Raw genomic sequence first — 14,890 nt, forward strand, 5'->3', positions numbered from 1 at the left:
AAAAATTAAAATATATATTAATTACTATATTTGCATAGCTAATGAAAGTATTAACACCCACACTAAAATATACCTATAAAAAAAGCGACCAAGGCCGCTTTAATTAGATCTTACTTTCAACTTAATTTTTTAAGTATTTCAGTACGTAAGGCATCATAATCAGCATTTATATCATTAGCTAAACATGGCTTGGCTAATGCATCTGCAAGTGGCTTTGGCATAGCTAGTTCAATGTTTAAAATACCTTCAACACTGTCTTTAAATTTAGCTGGATGAGCCGTTGCTAAAAAGATTCCGGCAGCGCCAGGAGCGCGATTTTCAACAAGTCCTTGGTATGCAATAGCGGTATGCGGCTCAGCAACATAACCTGTTTGTTGAATATTTTTCATCACTGTTTGCGTATCTTGCTCGTTTACGCTAGTTGAATAAAAATTATCGTAGCTAAACCAATTGTTGTCGAGCATAGATTGCACTCGTGGCCAGTTATTTGGCTTGCTTACATCCATTGCATTTGAAAGTGATTCAAGTGTCGCGTTTGGCGTCCAGTTTTTATCCAGCATAAAGCGCGGTACTGTATCGTTTTGATTAGTAGTTGCACTAAGTTTGCCAACAGGCAAACCAATAACAGCACCTATCATTGCCGCGCACACATTACCAAAGTTACCACTTGGAACCGAAATATGCGCAGTAGCCCGTTTTGCTTTTGGTAATTGTGCAATTGCCTCAAAGTAATAACAAACTTGTGCCACTAAGCGACTAATATTAATAGAGTTAGCAGAGTTAAGCCCCAGTGTAGATTTAACTTCTTCATCTAAAAAGGCATTTTTAACTAACTCTTGGCAATCATCAAAGCTGCCTTCAACCGCATAACAATGAATGTTGCCACCCAATGTAGTAAAAAGCTTTTGCTGCGCCAGTGAAATTTTGCCTTTAGGGTATAAAATTACCACGTCGATATTAGGCTTATTATAAAACGCATGTGCAACCGCCGCGCCAGTATCGCCCGACGTTGCAGTTAAAATAGTCACTTTATCGCCTTGATTAAACTGCGCTAAACACTCTGCCATAAAGCGCGCACCAAAATCTTTAAACGCTAAGGTAGGCCCATGAAACAATTCTAAGCAATAAGTGTTCTCTGCCACTTCCACCAGCTTAACCGGAAAGTTAAATGCATTTTTAACCATATGTGCAACGGTATCTGCTGGTAATTCATCGCCAATTAAATGCGAGAGTATTTTACTACTACGGGTTACAAAATCCATATCAAGTAGTGCATCAACATCCGTTAGTGGTGTTAACGACTCGGGAAAAAATACCCCTTGATTACGCCCTAAACCCGTTTTTACTGCCTCAACAAACGACACTTGTTGCGAACTATCTTTTAAATTATGTAATTGCATAACTACTATCCTATAAAACTGTTAATTGACGTGTGCCGTCGTTATCTAATTTACAAATATGGCAAAAACCTTGCTCGTTTATGTAGTTACTTTCAAGCCACTGCGCGCACTGCTGTGCAGCTTTTAATGTTTTACACACAGTAAATAATGTTGGCCCTGCACCAGAAATACTAACAATTTCGGCGCCTAGCGCTGGCAAACTCGCTTTTGCTTCACTAAAACCTGTTATAAGTGGCGCACGGTATGGCTCGGCTATATGGTCTTGCATAATACTTAATGCATCATCAAAGCGATGCATTAACAATAAACTACTAAAGGCAGATAAACGCTGCGCAAATTCTACACCTGCGTGCATGCTCAATTCTTTTGGTAAAACTGAGCGTGCTTTTGCTGTATTAAGTGAAAAACCAGGAAACGCAGCAACGTAATACCAGTTTTCATCAACTGGTAAAGCAATTGATTTATTAGGAATTAAATCGCCAGTTAGCTGCAGGCCACCTAAATAACATGGCGTGATGTTATCGTAATGACGACCACCACTAACAACTGCTTCAAAGTCGGCCATTAATTCAATAAGTTCAACTTGGCTAAGCTTGGTACCGGCAAATTTATCAAGGGCAGCAAAGGTTGCAACCACCGAACACGCACTTGATCCTAGCCCTGAACCTATGGGCAAGTTCTTTTTCAGCTCCAACTTTACACTTGGCATATTAGGCGCTACATGCGCTCTAAAATGCACTAAACATTGATACGCTAAGTTTTCACTGGCATCACTTGGTAGCTTATGCGCGTATTCGCCAGAGCAAATAAACTCATCGCTCGATGCGGCACTAACAACGGCTACATCGCCTAATAAACTGCCGTCAATAGGTGCAAGAGCTGCGCCTAATGCGTCAAAACCAACGGCAAAATTACCAATAGATGCGGGAGCATATACTTCAATCATTGTTTGCTCCTAGCGCGATAACGTTTTTAAAATATCAGCAAATACACCAGCGGCTGTTACTGCCGAGCCTGCGCCATAGCCTCGTATAACAAATGGGCGTGGCTGATAATACTGACTTAAAATTGCTAATGCGTTTTCGCCATCACGAATATCGTAAAGTGCATGCTTTGCATCAACGGCTTCTATACCTACCTTACAGTGACCTTGCTTAATTGTGCCTACGTAACGCAGTACTTTACCCTCTGCGGCAGCACTTGCTATTCGGTCGTTAAAACCTGCGTTTAGGCTAGGGAGCTTTTCCATAAACGTATTTACATCATCGCCTTGTGCAAAACCGTGCGGTAATACCGACTCCACTTCAATGTCGCTTAGCTCTAGTGGCATCCCAGATTCGCGGGCAATAATTAATAGTTTTCGTGCTACGTCTGTCCCCGATAAGTCATCACGCGGATCAGGTTCAGTAAAGCCACTTTCTTTAGCTTTAATTGTTGCCTCAGACAGTGACAAGCCATCTTGCAGCGCACCAAACATGTACGATAGCGAGCCTGATAAAATACCACTAAATTCTAGTAACTCGTCTCCTGCACCAAATAACGATTTTAAGTTATCAAGTACCGGTAAACCGGCTCCTACATTGGTTTCGTATAAAAACTTACGGCCATTTTTTTGCGTTGCTGCAATTAAGTCTTGATAGTAAGCATACGAGCTTGTATTGGCCTTTTTATTTGCAGCTACGACATGGAAACCGGCATTTAAAAAGTCTACGTATTGCGCCGATAACGCATCTGACGAAGTACAATCAACTAATACTGGGTTTATTAAATGATTTTGCTGTACAAATTGTTCAACTAGTTTTAAATCAAAAGCTTGCTCTGATGCGCCAAGCTTTTGCTGCCAGTCATCAAAGGCAATACCTTCACTGTCTAAGTGTAGCTGGCGAGAGTTGGCAACCCCATAAAGCTTAAGTTTAATATTGCGTTTTTCAAGCCAAGCTTGTTGACGCTCTAATTGCTCAATAAGCTCTTGACCTACTAAACCACACCCTAATAAAAACACGTCAATTGATGGAATATGGGTAAAGAAATTCTCATGACAAACCTTTACAGCGCCATTACAACGTTCACCATCGATCACGGCCGAAATAGAACTTTCGGTAGAGTCTTGGGCTATAGCTACAATATTTACTTGTGCTTGAGCAAGTGATGCAAAAAACTTAGCCGCTAAACCTTTGTGCGCACGCATATTATCGCCCACCAAAGTAACAATAGCTAAGTTACGCTTTACTTGTATTGGTTCAATTAAACCTGCTTGAGACTCTAATTTAAATGCGGTTTGCAGCGCTTCAAGTGCCAGCGCTAAATCGACCTCATGAACACAAAAACTAATACTGAACTCACACGATGACTGGGTAATTAAAACAATCGACACATTATCAAGGGCAAGGGCATTAAATACTTTAGATGCCATCCCTACTTTACCTTTCATGCCCGGGCCCGACACGGTAAGCATTGCTAAATCTTGTAAACTTGATAGTGCTTTTACTGGCTCAGATGAAACGCTCTCGTTACTAATAAGTGAGCCTTGTGCATTGGGGTTACGCGTGTTTTTAATTTCGCACGGTACACCCGCTTTAGCGCAGGGTAAAATTGTTTTAGGGTGTAATACTTTTGCACCAAAGTAAGAAAGCTCCATCGCTTCTTTATAAGATAAAAAATCAACTTTAGTGGCGGTTTTTATATAACGCGGATCAGCACTGTAAACACCATCTACATCAGTCCAAATTTGGCAAACATCGGCTTCTAAACAAGCTGCCGCAATTGCCGCAGAATAATCTGAGCCATTTCGGCCCAAAGTGGCTAGTTCGCCTTGCTCATTACTGGCAGTAAAACCGGGCATAATATAAATAGTTGCTGGTTGTTCTTTTAATACGGCTTGAAAGCGCACTTTACTGGCAACTAAGTCTGCCTCTGCATCTATGTAACCACCGGTTGATACTATGCAATTGGTCGCTTCAAGGTACTGCGCGTTTAAATCACCGAGTAAGCATTGCATTAACGACACACTAACGCGCTCACCAAAGCTAATAATAAAAGCACGTACTTGCTCAGGGCAGCATTTAATAAGTGATACACCATCAAGTTTATTTTTAAGCTCGGTAAAATTTGGCCAGTTTTCAATTTCACCATAGCCTTGCTCTACTGCTTTTTTTAACTCGTCACATCGATTTACCAGTGCTTGCCACAAGTGACTAAAGTCTTCACCCTGCTCAGCCGCTGAGGCTAATGCAACTAATGAATCTGTCATGCCACCGGGGGCTGAAAGCACTAATAACATTTCATCTTTTAATTGTGCTTTTGCAAGCACGGCAACCATCTCTAAGCAAGCAAAGTCGGCAAGCGATGATCCGCCAAATTTTAAAACGCGCATTTTTTATGTTTCCTCATTCCATAAAACGAAAAAAGGCCTGGGTTCTAAGTGAACACAGGCCTTTAAATTTGTTGCACCGACCTATGCCACTATCCAGTTAGGATGATGGTTGTAATAATAATGGTCGCTGCAAGACTAAATGTTTTCATAGCTTAAGACTGCCTTAACACAGGCTATACTGTCAACCCTCATTAAGAAGATAAAACAGTCTTTTTTTTCATCTTAACTTCTAGTAAATGCCAAATTTATGCAAAATATTATTAAGTATTATTTTGCCAACTGGCTTTTCGATAAACCCTATAACACCTAATTGTGCTACGCGCTGCTGCATTTGCTGTTGAATATCTGCCGAAATGACTAATACAAAACACTCCATTTTTTCTGCTTTAATATGCTCCAACACCTGCACACCATCGAGTATCGGCATAGTTAAATCGAGGCAAACTAAATCAAAATGTTGTTCTTTCAATAACGCTAACGCATCTACTCCATTTATCGCTTGGCGTATATCGGCGGTTATACAGTCATTTAAGCAACGTATCACTTGTTTGCGGGCTACTGCTGAATCGTCACAAACTAAAATAGAAAAGTTCATCATGAAAACCAGTTACTAAGGCGATGTATTAAAGCCAGCATAAAAACAACCTCTCGTTCAGCCAAACTTAAAGCCGAAAAACTTCAAAAATATCGAGCTTCACTATAACTGAATTAATGTAAAATACACTAGGGCGTGTTAATTTTTCAAAATTGAAATTTATTCAACTAAGAGTGATTTATATTTGGCCTAGCCTGCGCATTATCAAACCCACCATTAAACTATAGTGTAATGCAAAAAGCTAAACGCTAAATACATATGCGCTTAGTTTTAAACGGCCTGTATAAAAGTGTAGCAACTTATTGCGCAACAAGTGCGCAGCGACAGCAAGCAAGATTACACATACTCAATTATGACTGCGCTCCTTAAAACAACTTGCTATTTTTTAAATATGCCACAATAAAATCAGCCATTTCGAGATACTGATTTTATTGCTATGATTGTGCAAATTTTTCAAATGGATCTGTATTCCTATGTGGTTTAGTAACCTTATATGTTATCGCTTTAAACAAGATGTTTCGTATACACAAGAAGATTTTGACAAAGCATTAGAGCAAGACTTATTTCGTCCATGTACGGGCCAAGAGCTGGCTACATTTGGCTGGACAAAAGCGTTTGGGAAACACGGCGAAACTTTATCGCATTTTTCACAAAAAAGTATTTTAGTTTGCGCTAAGCGCGAAGAAAAAGTATTACCTGCATCGGTTATAAATGAGCTAGTTGCAGAAAAAGTCGATTTAATTGAAGCTGAAGAAAATCGCCCAGTTAAAAAGAAAGAAAAAGACGAATTAAAAGAAAACATTTTACATACACTGCTACCACAAGCATTTAAAAAGTCGAGCTTACAGTTTGCATTTATTGACCAAGAAAACGGCTGGGTTGTAGTTAATAGCGGCAGTTTTAACAAAGCCGAAGAGTTACTCGCACTTTTACGTAAATCATTAGGCACACTGCCTGTAGTACCTGCATTTGCCAATTACGACCTAGATGTATTTTTAACCGACTGGTTAACTAACTTCAGCACGCCTGAAGGCTTTGCAATTGGCTCAGATGCAGAGCTAGAAGAAGCAGACGATAGTGGCGCGCAAGTTAAGCTTAAAGGCCACGACCTATCGTGCGACGAAGTTAAATCGCATCTTGAAACCGGTAAACGTGTTACTAAGCTTGCACTTGATTGGCAAGAACGCGTTAAGTTTATGCTGCAAAACGACGGCTCTATTAAGCGTTTAAGCTACAGCGATACCTTAAAAGAAGAAAATGCTGATATTCCAAAAGAAGACATGGCAGTAAAACTCGATGCTGACTTTATTTTAGCTTCAGAAGAAATTAAACAGCTACTTGAAGAGCTAACTCAAGGCTTAGGCGATATAGACGACTTAGCTTAAGCGCTAACCCTTGCTAAGTTAAGCCAAAAAAAGCACGATTTAATCGTGCTTATTTTACACTTACTACTTAATTACTATTAGCAAAACATCTCTTTTATATCGTCAACCATAGCGTGATACTCATCGCTGGTGAAAAGCTGCATAGAAGGAATAATTCCTTTGTTAATATAAACCTGTAGCGCGGCCGACTTATCTGACACTTGTAGCGTGCCCTCTAAAATTGCACCAATCCTAATAAAATCAATATAGCTTACCTGCTCAGGGCGATGACTGGCATCAGCCCAGTTTTGCGCCACATCAACAAATTCATCAGGAAACTCCCACGCTTTCATTATAGAGCCACCAATTTTACCACTGAGCTTTTGAATTGCATGGGCTAAAAAGCTAGGATTAGCAAATACCTCAGGATGGCGTTCGGCTTCGGTTAAAATGGGTAATACTCCAATATTATAAATTAATGATGCCAAGGTAATCGAATCTCTATTTAAAGAGTTTTGCTTATTATTCTTTAAGTAAAATTCCATTAATGCAATTGAGTGACTCGCTACTATTAACGTTTTTTGCCACGCTTTGCCCATGTAACCTTTAATTAGCTCGTTGTTAGATACAAACAATTGCTCCATTGCCATAGCCGTTGCAATATTTTTAATTTGTCGTAAGCCTATGCGAGTAACTGCTTGATGTAAGTTAGATACCTTAACTGAGCGCCCCATAATTGCACTGTTAGCTACTTTAATCATCCGGGCTGTTAGTGCTGGATCATGTGCAATCACATCGGCCATTTGCATCAAATTCACGTCATTATTATCAGCAGCTTGGCGCACTTTAATTGCCACTTCAGGTAAAGTAGGCAGCACCAAAGTGTCGTTATTTATTCTATCAATCAAAATTGTTAACAATGCATTTTCAGTAGACATAACATCCCTATGATTAGTTATTTATAAGCTAAAACAAGCCCTATATTGTTGTTATTATATGCTTGAGTATTACTTAACTTATAGTTAAAGCTAACAAAATTACATAAATTTATTTTTTACTTACTATTTAACATCAATTAATTACACCTCTAACGCCTAAAACTTGCTATTTACCACGGTGTTTTGCTTTAATGCAGTCACTATAAGGCAGTATTTTTAAGATAGTAAGCGCCTTAGCGAACTGCGTACAAATAATAAATCTTACTTTTAAATAGGCAAAATAATGAATTTAAATAAAATTAGCCAAGCAATTATGCTCTCCGGCATCGTTTTTCTTAGTGCTTGTTCAGAGCAAGCACCTTCTTCTAGTAATAAAACGGCTGTTAAAACAGAGCAAGTAAAGCCAGTAGGTCCAACACTTATAAATACCGATAAACAACGTTTAGACATTTACACTGACTTTAGCTTACAAACTGATTTATCACATTTAAGTGATAACCAAAAAGCCATGGTGGCAAAGCTTATAGATGCTTCAATAATTATGGATGATTTATTTTGGCAGCAAGCGTTTGGTGAAAATAAAGAGTCATTTTTAGCTAAACTAGCTGATGACAAAGTGCGTAAATTTGCCGACATAAACTACGGTCCATGGGATCGTTTAAACGGCGATAAAGTGTTTTTATCAAGCTATAAAGAAAAAGCAACTGGTGCACAGTTTTACCCTGCAGATATAACTAAAGAAGAGTTAAATAAAGCTGATCTTGCAGATAAAAATGGGCTTTACTCTATTATTAAACGTGATGAGCAAGGTAACCTTTACAGCGTGCCATATTCTAAAGAGTACGCAACCGAGCTTTTAGAGGCTGCTAACTTGCTACGTGAAGCAAGTAAACTAGCAGACGATAAAGAGTTTGCTAACTACTTAAACCTTCGTTCAGACGCGCTACTAAACGATGACTTTCAAGCGTCTGATTTTGCGTGGATGGATATGAAAAATAACCCTGTAGATGTGGTTATTGGTCCAATTGAAACTTATGAAGACCAATTGTTTGGTTACCGTGCTGCTTATGAGTCTTATGTATTAATTAAAGATTTAGCATGGAGCGAACGCCTGGCTAAATTTGCTGCCTTTTTACCTGAGCTACAAAAAGGCTTACCGGTTGATGATAAATATAAACAAGAAGTTCCGGGATCAGACGCCGACCTAAATGCCTACGACGTTGTTTACTATGCAGGGCACTCAAATGCGGGCAGTAAAACCATTGCAATAAACTTACCAAACGACGAGCAAGTACAGCTTGAAAAAGGCACGCGCCGTTTACAACTTAAAAATGCTATGCGCGCTAAGTTTGACAAAATTTTAGTACCAATTGCAGAGCAACTTATTGTGCCTGAGCAACGTAAGCATATTACCTTTGATGCATTTTTTGCTAATACCATGTTCCATGAAGTAGCTCATGGCTTAGGCATTAAAAATACCCTTACTGGTAAGGGAACTGTGCGCCAATCATTACAAGAACACGCCAGTGCGCTAGAGGAAGGTAAAGCCGATATTTTAGGTTTATACATGATTGAGCAACTACTTAAAAAAGGCGAAATTACTGAAGGTACACTAGAGGATTACTACACCACCTTTATGGCTGGTATATTCCGCTCAGTACGTTTTGGTGCATCTAGTGCTCATGGTAAAGCGAATATGATCCGCTTTAACTTTTTTGCTCAAGAAGGTGCTTTTTCTAAAAATGAAGCCGGTTTATACCGTGTAAATATGGAAAAAATGAGCCATGCTATGGCTAAATTATCGCGCTTAATTTTAACCATTCAAGGTGATGGCGATTATCAAAAAGTAGATCAGCTTATTGCTACGCACGGTAATATTAAAGCAGAGCTAGCAGAGGATTTAGAAAAGCTAAGCCAAGCTAATATTCCGGTTGATGTTACTTTTAAACAAGGCAAAGCAGTGTTGGGCCTTAAATAGTTTATAGCCTATTTACTACCTAAAATAGCCTAGTAAATAAAAACTAAAAAAGCGTTACAGCTCAAAACTGTAACGCTTTTTTATTGAGTTAAAAGTGCTCGGTGTCGTTATTTAAGCTAAACGCTAATTATTTAGTAATAATTACTTAGCAGTAATAACGCTGCGCACTACAGGCTCTAAACTACTCATTCCCCAATGCTTTCCCTTTGCTAGGGCCGATTCAATATCAAGCCCCTCTGCATGAGCAGAAATAGCCATTAAAGCTCCTACTCTATTGCTACTAGCACAATGTAACAGCACAGGTTCGCCGTTTAGTTCTGCCATTATTTTAGCCAGCTTTTGTGCGTTTTCAACGCTAACATCTTGCGCGCCAGCAATTGGCAATGCGTGATACTGCATCCCTAACGAAGCCACCAACTGGGCTTCATCCCAGTCTTGCTCGTTTTCGCCACGTAAATTAATTACGTGCTTTACTCCAGCATTAGCGAGTTGTTTAAGCTGCTCGCTCGTTGGTTGTGCCGCAGACAACGTTTGATTTTCGTGAATAACTAAATTACGCACATCGCTAGTTTTAACTGCTGTAATATTAATAGACTGCTCTGTTGCAAACGCTGCGCCTGTAGTTAATAGCGCAGTGATAAATAATGCATTGGCAAACAACTTAATATGTCTCATCTTGGCTCTCTCTATAAGGTTTTAGAATTAAAAGTGGGCTTTTATTTTTGCTATTTTCTCGTCTTCATATGGCACTGCCGGGTGTTTACCCCATACTGGCGCAGGCCAAGCGGCATCGCTAGTAAAACGCGCAATATGATGAATATGTAATTGCGGCACCATATTACCAAGCGCCGCCACGTTTAATTTATCGGGATTAAATACCCGCATTAATAAATGACTCAATTTTGCCGACTCGCGCAAATAAGTAACTTGCTCATCCTCGCTTAAGTCAATTATCTCTTTTAAACCGGCTTTTTTTGGCACCAAAATAAACCAGGGGTACTGGCTATCGTTCAATAGTAATACTTTACACAGCGGCCAATCGGCAAGCTCTATACAATCGCGCTTAAGCTCTGGGGCTAGTTCAAATGTGGGGTGGGTCATCATAGTGTCCTACTTTGTCTTTAATAATTACCACTTTATAGCATTTAGTTGCAGTTGCACACGCTTGGCTTTACCATTCTAAGCAATATTTATTAAAGCGAAGGCAACCCTGTGCTAAAAAAAATAAAACATCTTTCACTGGCCATCCCTCTGCTAGCAAGTGCTGTTAGCGTACAAGCAAAACCACTCTCGCTAGAGCGTATTTTTGACGACCCGAGTTTATCGGGTAAATCTCCAGTGCAATTAAAGTTTTCGCCCGACGGCAATCGCGTTACTTATTTACAAGGCAAAAGTGACGACTATAACCGCTACGACTTATGGGAATATAACTTAAAAGATAACACCAACCGCATGCTGGTCGATTCAGCTAAGTTATTCTCGGGCCCAGAGAACCTCTCTGACGAAGAAAAAGCACGCCGCGAGCGCCAGCGTATTTTTGGCCAAGGTATTCTTGAATATAAGTGGTCTAAAGATGGTAAAGCGTTATTGTTCCCACTTAACGGCGATTTGTATTACTACGAACTAGCAGCAAATAAAAGTAAAAAACTCACCAATACCGAGGCATTTGAAACCGATGCTCGCTTTTCGCCCAAAGGTAATTTTGTATCTTTTATTCGCGAGCAAAACCTGTACGCTTTAGCGCTCGATTCTGGTAAAGAAATACAATTAAGTAGCGATGGCGGCGGCATTATTAAAAATGGCATGGCCGAATTTGTTGCACAAGAAGAAATGAGCCGTATGACCGGCTATTGGTGGGCCGACGACGAGTCTAAAATTGCCTTTACTCGCGTTGACGAAAGCCCAGTAAAAGAAGCGCTACGCAACGAAATTTACGCCGACGAAGTAAAACTATTCAATCAACGTTACCCATTTACTGGCACTAACAACGTTAAAATACAGCTTGGCGTAGTTACCTTAAACAATCAGCAAGTGGATTGGGTTGATTTAGGCAAAGATGAAGATATTTACCTTGCCCGAGCAAAATGGTTAAAAGATAGTAATACGCTCTCGTATCAATGGCAAAACCGCTCACAGCAAACGTTAGAGCTGCGCTTTTATAACAGCAAAACTAAAAGCCAAAAAGTAGCGCTCACCGAAAGTAGCGATACCTGGATAAACTTACACTTTGACCTTGAGTTTTTAAAAGACAAAAAGCATTTTGTGTGGGCGTCTGAGCGTGATGGTTTTAAACATTTATACCTTTATCGCACCAATGGCCAATTAGTACGTCAAATTACTAACGGCGAATGGGCGGTCGATAGCTTAAAAGGCATAGATGAGAAAAAAGGCCTCGTTTACTTTTCAGGCAGAAAAGACACCCCACTCGAAAGCCACTTATACAGTGCCTCGTTATTTAAAAAAGGCGATATTAAACGCATTACCGAGCAAGGCCAATATCACGACGTCGTACTTGCCAAAGACAACAAAACCTTTATTGATAATAGCTCGGCGGTTAATCAGCCAAACGCTGCAGCTCTGCGTAAAATAAATGGCGAGTTTATTACTTGGCTTGAAGAAAACAAGCTAGATAACACGCACCCGCTTACGCCTTACTTAAGTGATTTAGCGACGCCTGAATACGGCACACTTAAAGCCGAAGACGGCCAAGTAATGCATTATAGGTTATTTAAACCAAGCAATATAAGTGACGCTAAAAAACACCCTGTTATTGTAAACGTATACGGTGGCCCACATGCACAGCGAGTAACTAATAGCTGGCGTAGTAAAAACCTATATTTTCAATATATGGCGCAACAAGGCTATGTGATTTTTCAACTTGATAACCGCGGCTCATACAACCGTGGCAAAAAGTTTGAAGATGCTATTTATAAAAATTTAGGTGAAGTAGAAGTTGCTGATCAAATTAAAGGCGTGGAATTTTTACGTACGCTTGATTATGTAGACCCACAACGTATTGGTATTTACGGCCACAGTTATGGCGGTTACATGGCACTAATGACCATGTTTAAAGCTGGCGATTACTTTAACGCAGGTGTTTCTGGCGCGCCAGTAACCGACTGGGCACTTTACGACACTCATTATACTGAGCGTTATTTAGGCCACCCGGCCACTAATGCTAAAGGCTATGAAAACAGTGCGGTATTTCCGTATATTGACGGCTTAAAAGGTCCATTAATGATTTACCACGGCATGGCCGACGACAATGTGTTGTTTACTCATGCCACTAAATTATTTAAACAATTACAAGATACCAATAAACCGTTTGAAATGATGACCTACCCAGGCTCTAAACACAGCCTACGCGGTAAAACAGTGCAAACGCACCTACACCAAACCATTACTAACTTCTTTAATCGTCATTTTAATGTTAAATAACAACTAAATGTTGAATAAATAGACTAAAGGCTGATTATAAATCAGCCTTTTTTTTGCCTTAATAAGTGCTAAGTTTAGTTATATAAATAAACTTAATAAAAGCACAGCAGTGCTGTACCCATTAAGGAATAAACATATGCTCAACCTTCGTCGTTTTACTATTTTTCAGCGTTTTGCACTGTTAGTTGGTATCGTTGTATTGGGACTGGTTATATTAAGTATTTCGAGCTTAAGTAATCAGTATCAAGCGCTTAAAAATGAGCAATATCTTAAAACTCAAAACCTAGTAGAAACCGCCTATAGCGTTATTGATCACTTTTATAATCTTGAGCAAAGTAATACCCTCACCCAACAACAAGCGCAGTCGCAAGCTTTAGCTACAATTAGTGCCCTTAGGTACGATAATACCAACTATTTTTGGATAAATGACTACCACCCAAAAATGATAATGCATCCATTTAAGCCAGGCTTAAATGGTACAGATTTAACTAATAACAAAGACCCCGATGGCACAGCATTATTTGTAGAAATGGTAAAGGTGACTCAACAAGCAGGTTCAGGGTTTGTACCTTATAAATGGCCTAAACCAGGTAAAGACAAACCAGTTGATAAAATAGCGTTTGTGAAGGGCTTTAACCAATGGCAATGGGTTATAGGTTCGGGCGTGTACCTCGACAGTATTGATGGTGCATTTGCTGAGCAACGTAATTTAATAATTATAAATGCCGTGGTAATGATTATTGCACTGATTATATTAAGCTACTTTATTGGTAAAAGTATTATTACTCCAACACGCTTAGCTGCCGACATGATGAAAGATATTTCCCAAGGCGAAGGCGATTTAACCCGCAGCTTAGATGAAACCGGAAATGACGAAATATCTGAGCTTTCTCATTCATTTAACGCGTTTATATTGAAAATGCGCGAATCGTTAACGCATGTATCGCAAAGCGCACACGATGTTAATCAACATGCGCATACCGTTGACGAAGCAAGTAAAACAAGCCAATCATTTATTGAATTACAAAACGACAGTAGCACTCAGGTAGCTGCAGCAATGGAGCAAATGACCCATCAAATTCATGATGTGAGTCGCAATGCTGAAGCCGCCGAGCAAGCTGCAAACGATGCAGCTAGTAATGCATCATCAGGTAAAAATGTCGTTGCCAATACAATAACGGCGATTGAAACACTCTCCAGTAATATAGAAACCGTGAGCCGAGTTACCGCCGATTTAGCCAGCGAAAGTAATAATATAGGATCAGTTCTTGAAGTAATTAGAAGTATTTCAGAGCAAACTAATTTACTTGCCCTTAATGCTGCGATTGAGGCTGCCCGTGCAGGTGAACACGGCCGTGGGTTTGCCGTTGTGGCAGACGAGGTGCGTACTTTAGCAAGCCGTACTGGTAAAAGCACCGACGAAATTCAAGCTATGATCACTAAGCTGCAAAACGGTGCAAAAGCAGCGGTAGAAGCGGTGAAGTCGAGCCAAGCTCTTTCAGCATCAACGGTTGAGCAGGCATCATCAGCAAACACATCATTAAATGAAATTGAACGCTTAGTTAGTGTGATCACCGAAATGAACAGTCAAATAGCGCGTGCTACTGAGCAGCAAACTTTAGCTGCAGATGAAGTGAACTTGCGTATTAACGATCTAGCTAATTCAACTAAAGAGTCACTCGATAATACCAAGCAATTAACCGGTGCCAGCGAGCAGTTAAAACAAAGTAGCTCACAACTCTCAAGTGTAGTAACTCGTTTTAAATTAGATTAAAAATTAAAAGCCCTGTATTTACAGGGCGTT

At 39.8% G+C, this 14,890-nt stretch carries 11 protein-coding genes; 4 read left to right on the forward strand and 7 right to left on the reverse strand.

Annotated elements, in window-relative coordinates; all coding sequences use genetic code 11:
• Positions 1 to 116: 116 nt before the first annotated feature.
• From thrC to I6E78_RS15020, 4 genes are all read right to left on the reverse strand, one after another.
• Complete coding sequence (gene thrC / locus I6E78_RS15005; RefSeq protein WP_011329027.1) at positions 117 to 1,400, reverse strand: threonine synthase; 1,284 nt, start codon at positions 1,398 to 1,400, stop codon at positions 117 to 119.
• 10 nt (positions 1,401 to 1,410) lie between these two features.
• Positions 1,411 to 2,346, reverse strand: a complete 936-nt coding sequence (thrB, locus tag I6E78_RS15010) for a homoserine kinase (protein WP_011329028.1) — start codon at positions 2,344 to 2,346, stop codon at positions 1,411 to 1,413.
• 9 nt (positions 2,347 to 2,355) lie between these two features.
• A complete protein-coding gene (gene thrA / locus I6E78_RS15015; RefSeq protein WP_197182815.1) occupies positions 2,356 to 4,773 on the reverse strand; it encodes a bifunctional aspartate kinase/homoserine dehydrogenase I in 2,418 nt (805 codons plus the stop codon).
• A 229-nt stretch (positions 4,774 to 5,002) separates the two neighbouring features.
• Positions 5,003 to 5,371 (reverse strand): response regulator, encoded by a 369-nt coding sequence (locus I6E78_RS15020; RefSeq protein ID WP_086993178.1) that lies wholly within the window; start codon positions 5,369 to 5,371, stop codon positions 5,003 to 5,005.
• 470 nt (positions 5,372 to 5,841) lie between these two features.
• On the opposite strand from I6E78_RS15020, the gene rdgC reads away from it, so the two are divergent.
• Positions 5,842 to 6,753 (forward strand): recombination-associated protein RdgC, encoded by a 912-nt coding sequence (gene rdgC / locus I6E78_RS15025; protein ID WP_011329031.1) that lies wholly within the window; start codon positions 5,842 to 5,844, stop codon positions 6,751 to 6,753.
• Between the two features lie 77 nt (positions 6,754 to 6,830).
• Here the strand turns inward: rdgC and I6E78_RS15030 are convergent, their stop codons facing one another.
• The gene (locus I6E78_RS15030) at positions 6,831 to 7,670 is read right to left on the reverse strand and encodes an HDOD domain-containing protein (protein WP_011329032.1); all 840 of its coding nucleotides are present in this window, start codon (positions 7,668 to 7,670) and stop codon (positions 6,831 to 6,833) included.
• A gap of 283 nt (positions 7,671 to 7,953) precedes the next feature.
• Between I6E78_RS15030 and I6E78_RS15035 the strand changes: the two genes are divergently transcribed.
• Positions 7,954 to 9,648: a dipeptidyl-peptidase 3 family protein gene (locus tag I6E78_RS15035; RefSeq protein WP_197182816.1), complete on the forward strand. Its 1,695-nt coding sequence runs from the start codon at positions 7,954 to 7,956 to the stop codon at positions 9,646 to 9,648.
• Positions 9,649 to 9,789: 141 nt separating this feature from the next.
• Here the strand turns inward: I6E78_RS15035 and I6E78_RS15040 are convergent, their stop codons facing one another.
• The gene (locus tag I6E78_RS15040; RefSeq protein WP_086993181.1) at positions 9,790 to 10,323 is read right to left on the reverse strand and encodes a fused DSP-PTPase phosphatase/NAD kinase-like protein; all 534 of its coding nucleotides are present in this window, start codon (positions 10,321 to 10,323) and stop codon (positions 9,790 to 9,792) included.
• 27 nt (positions 10,324 to 10,350) lie between these two features.
• Positions 10,351 to 10,749 (reverse strand): HIT domain-containing protein, encoded by a 399-nt coding sequence (locus tag I6E78_RS15045; RefSeq protein WP_041454540.1) that lies wholly within the window; start codon positions 10,747 to 10,749, stop codon positions 10,351 to 10,353.
• A gap of 111 nt (positions 10,750 to 10,860) precedes the next feature.
• On the opposite strand from I6E78_RS15045, the gene I6E78_RS15050 reads away from it, so the two are divergent.
• Together I6E78_RS15050 and I6E78_RS15055 are read left to right on the forward strand one after the other, a co-directional pair.
• Positions 10,861 to 13,086 (forward strand): S9 family peptidase, encoded by a 2,226-nt coding sequence (locus I6E78_RS15050; RefSeq protein WP_197182817.1) that lies wholly within the window; start codon positions 10,861 to 10,863, stop codon positions 13,084 to 13,086.
• Between the two features lie 136 nt (positions 13,087 to 13,222).
• Positions 13,223 to 14,860, forward strand: coding sequence for a methyl-accepting chemotaxis protein (locus tag I6E78_RS15055; RefSeq protein ID WP_197182818.1), 1,638 nt, complete (start codon positions 13,223 to 13,225; stop codon positions 14,858 to 14,860).
• The last annotated feature ends 30 nt before the right edge of the window (positions 14,861 to 14,890 follow it).

It is taken from the genome of Pseudoalteromonas sp. NZS127 (assembly GCF_015864805.1).
In the GTDB taxonomy this organism is placed as follows: domain Bacteria; phylum Pseudomonadota; class Gammaproteobacteria; order Enterobacterales; family Alteromonadaceae; genus Pseudoalteromonas; species Pseudoalteromonas nigrifaciens.

Bases quoted from the DNA above. Each gene is read 5' to 3' on its own strand.
- I6E78_RS15020 (WP_086993178.1), bottom strand. From the start codon at position 5,371: ATGATGAACTTTTCTATTTTAGTTTGTGACGATTCAGCAGTAGCCCGC.
- I6E78_RS15035 (WP_197182816.1), top strand. From the start codon at position 7,954: ATGAATTTAAATAAAATTAGCCAAGCAATTATGCTCTCCGGCATCGTT.
- thrA (WP_197182815.1), bottom strand. From the start codon at position 4,773: ATGCGCGTTTTAAAATTTGGCGGATCATCGCTTGCCGACTTTGCTTGC.
- rdgC (WP_011329031.1), top strand. From the start codon at position 5,842: ATGTGGTTTAGTAACCTTATATGTTATCGCTTTAAACAAGATGTTTCG.
- thrB (WP_011329028.1), bottom strand. From the start codon at position 2,346: ATGATTGAAGTATATGCTCCCGCATCTATTGGTAATTTTGCCGTTGGT.
- I6E78_RS15045 (WP_041454540.1), bottom strand. From the start codon at position 10,749: ATGACCCACCCCACATTTGAACTAGCCCCAGAGCTTAAGCGCGATTGT.
- I6E78_RS15030 (WP_011329032.1), bottom strand. From the start codon at position 7,670: ATGTCTACTGAAAATGCATTGTTAACAATTTTGATTGATAGAATAAAT.
- thrC (WP_011329027.1), bottom strand. From the start codon at position 1,400: ATGCAATTACATAATTTAAAAGATAGTTCGCAACAAGTGTCGTTTGTT.
- I6E78_RS15040 (WP_086993181.1), bottom strand. From the start codon at position 10,323: ATGAGACATATTAAGTTGTTTGCCAATGCATTATTTATCACTGCGCTA.
- I6E78_RS15055 (WP_197182818.1), top strand. From the start codon at position 13,223: ATGCTCAACCTTCGTCGTTTTACTATTTTTCAGCGTTTTGCACTGTTA.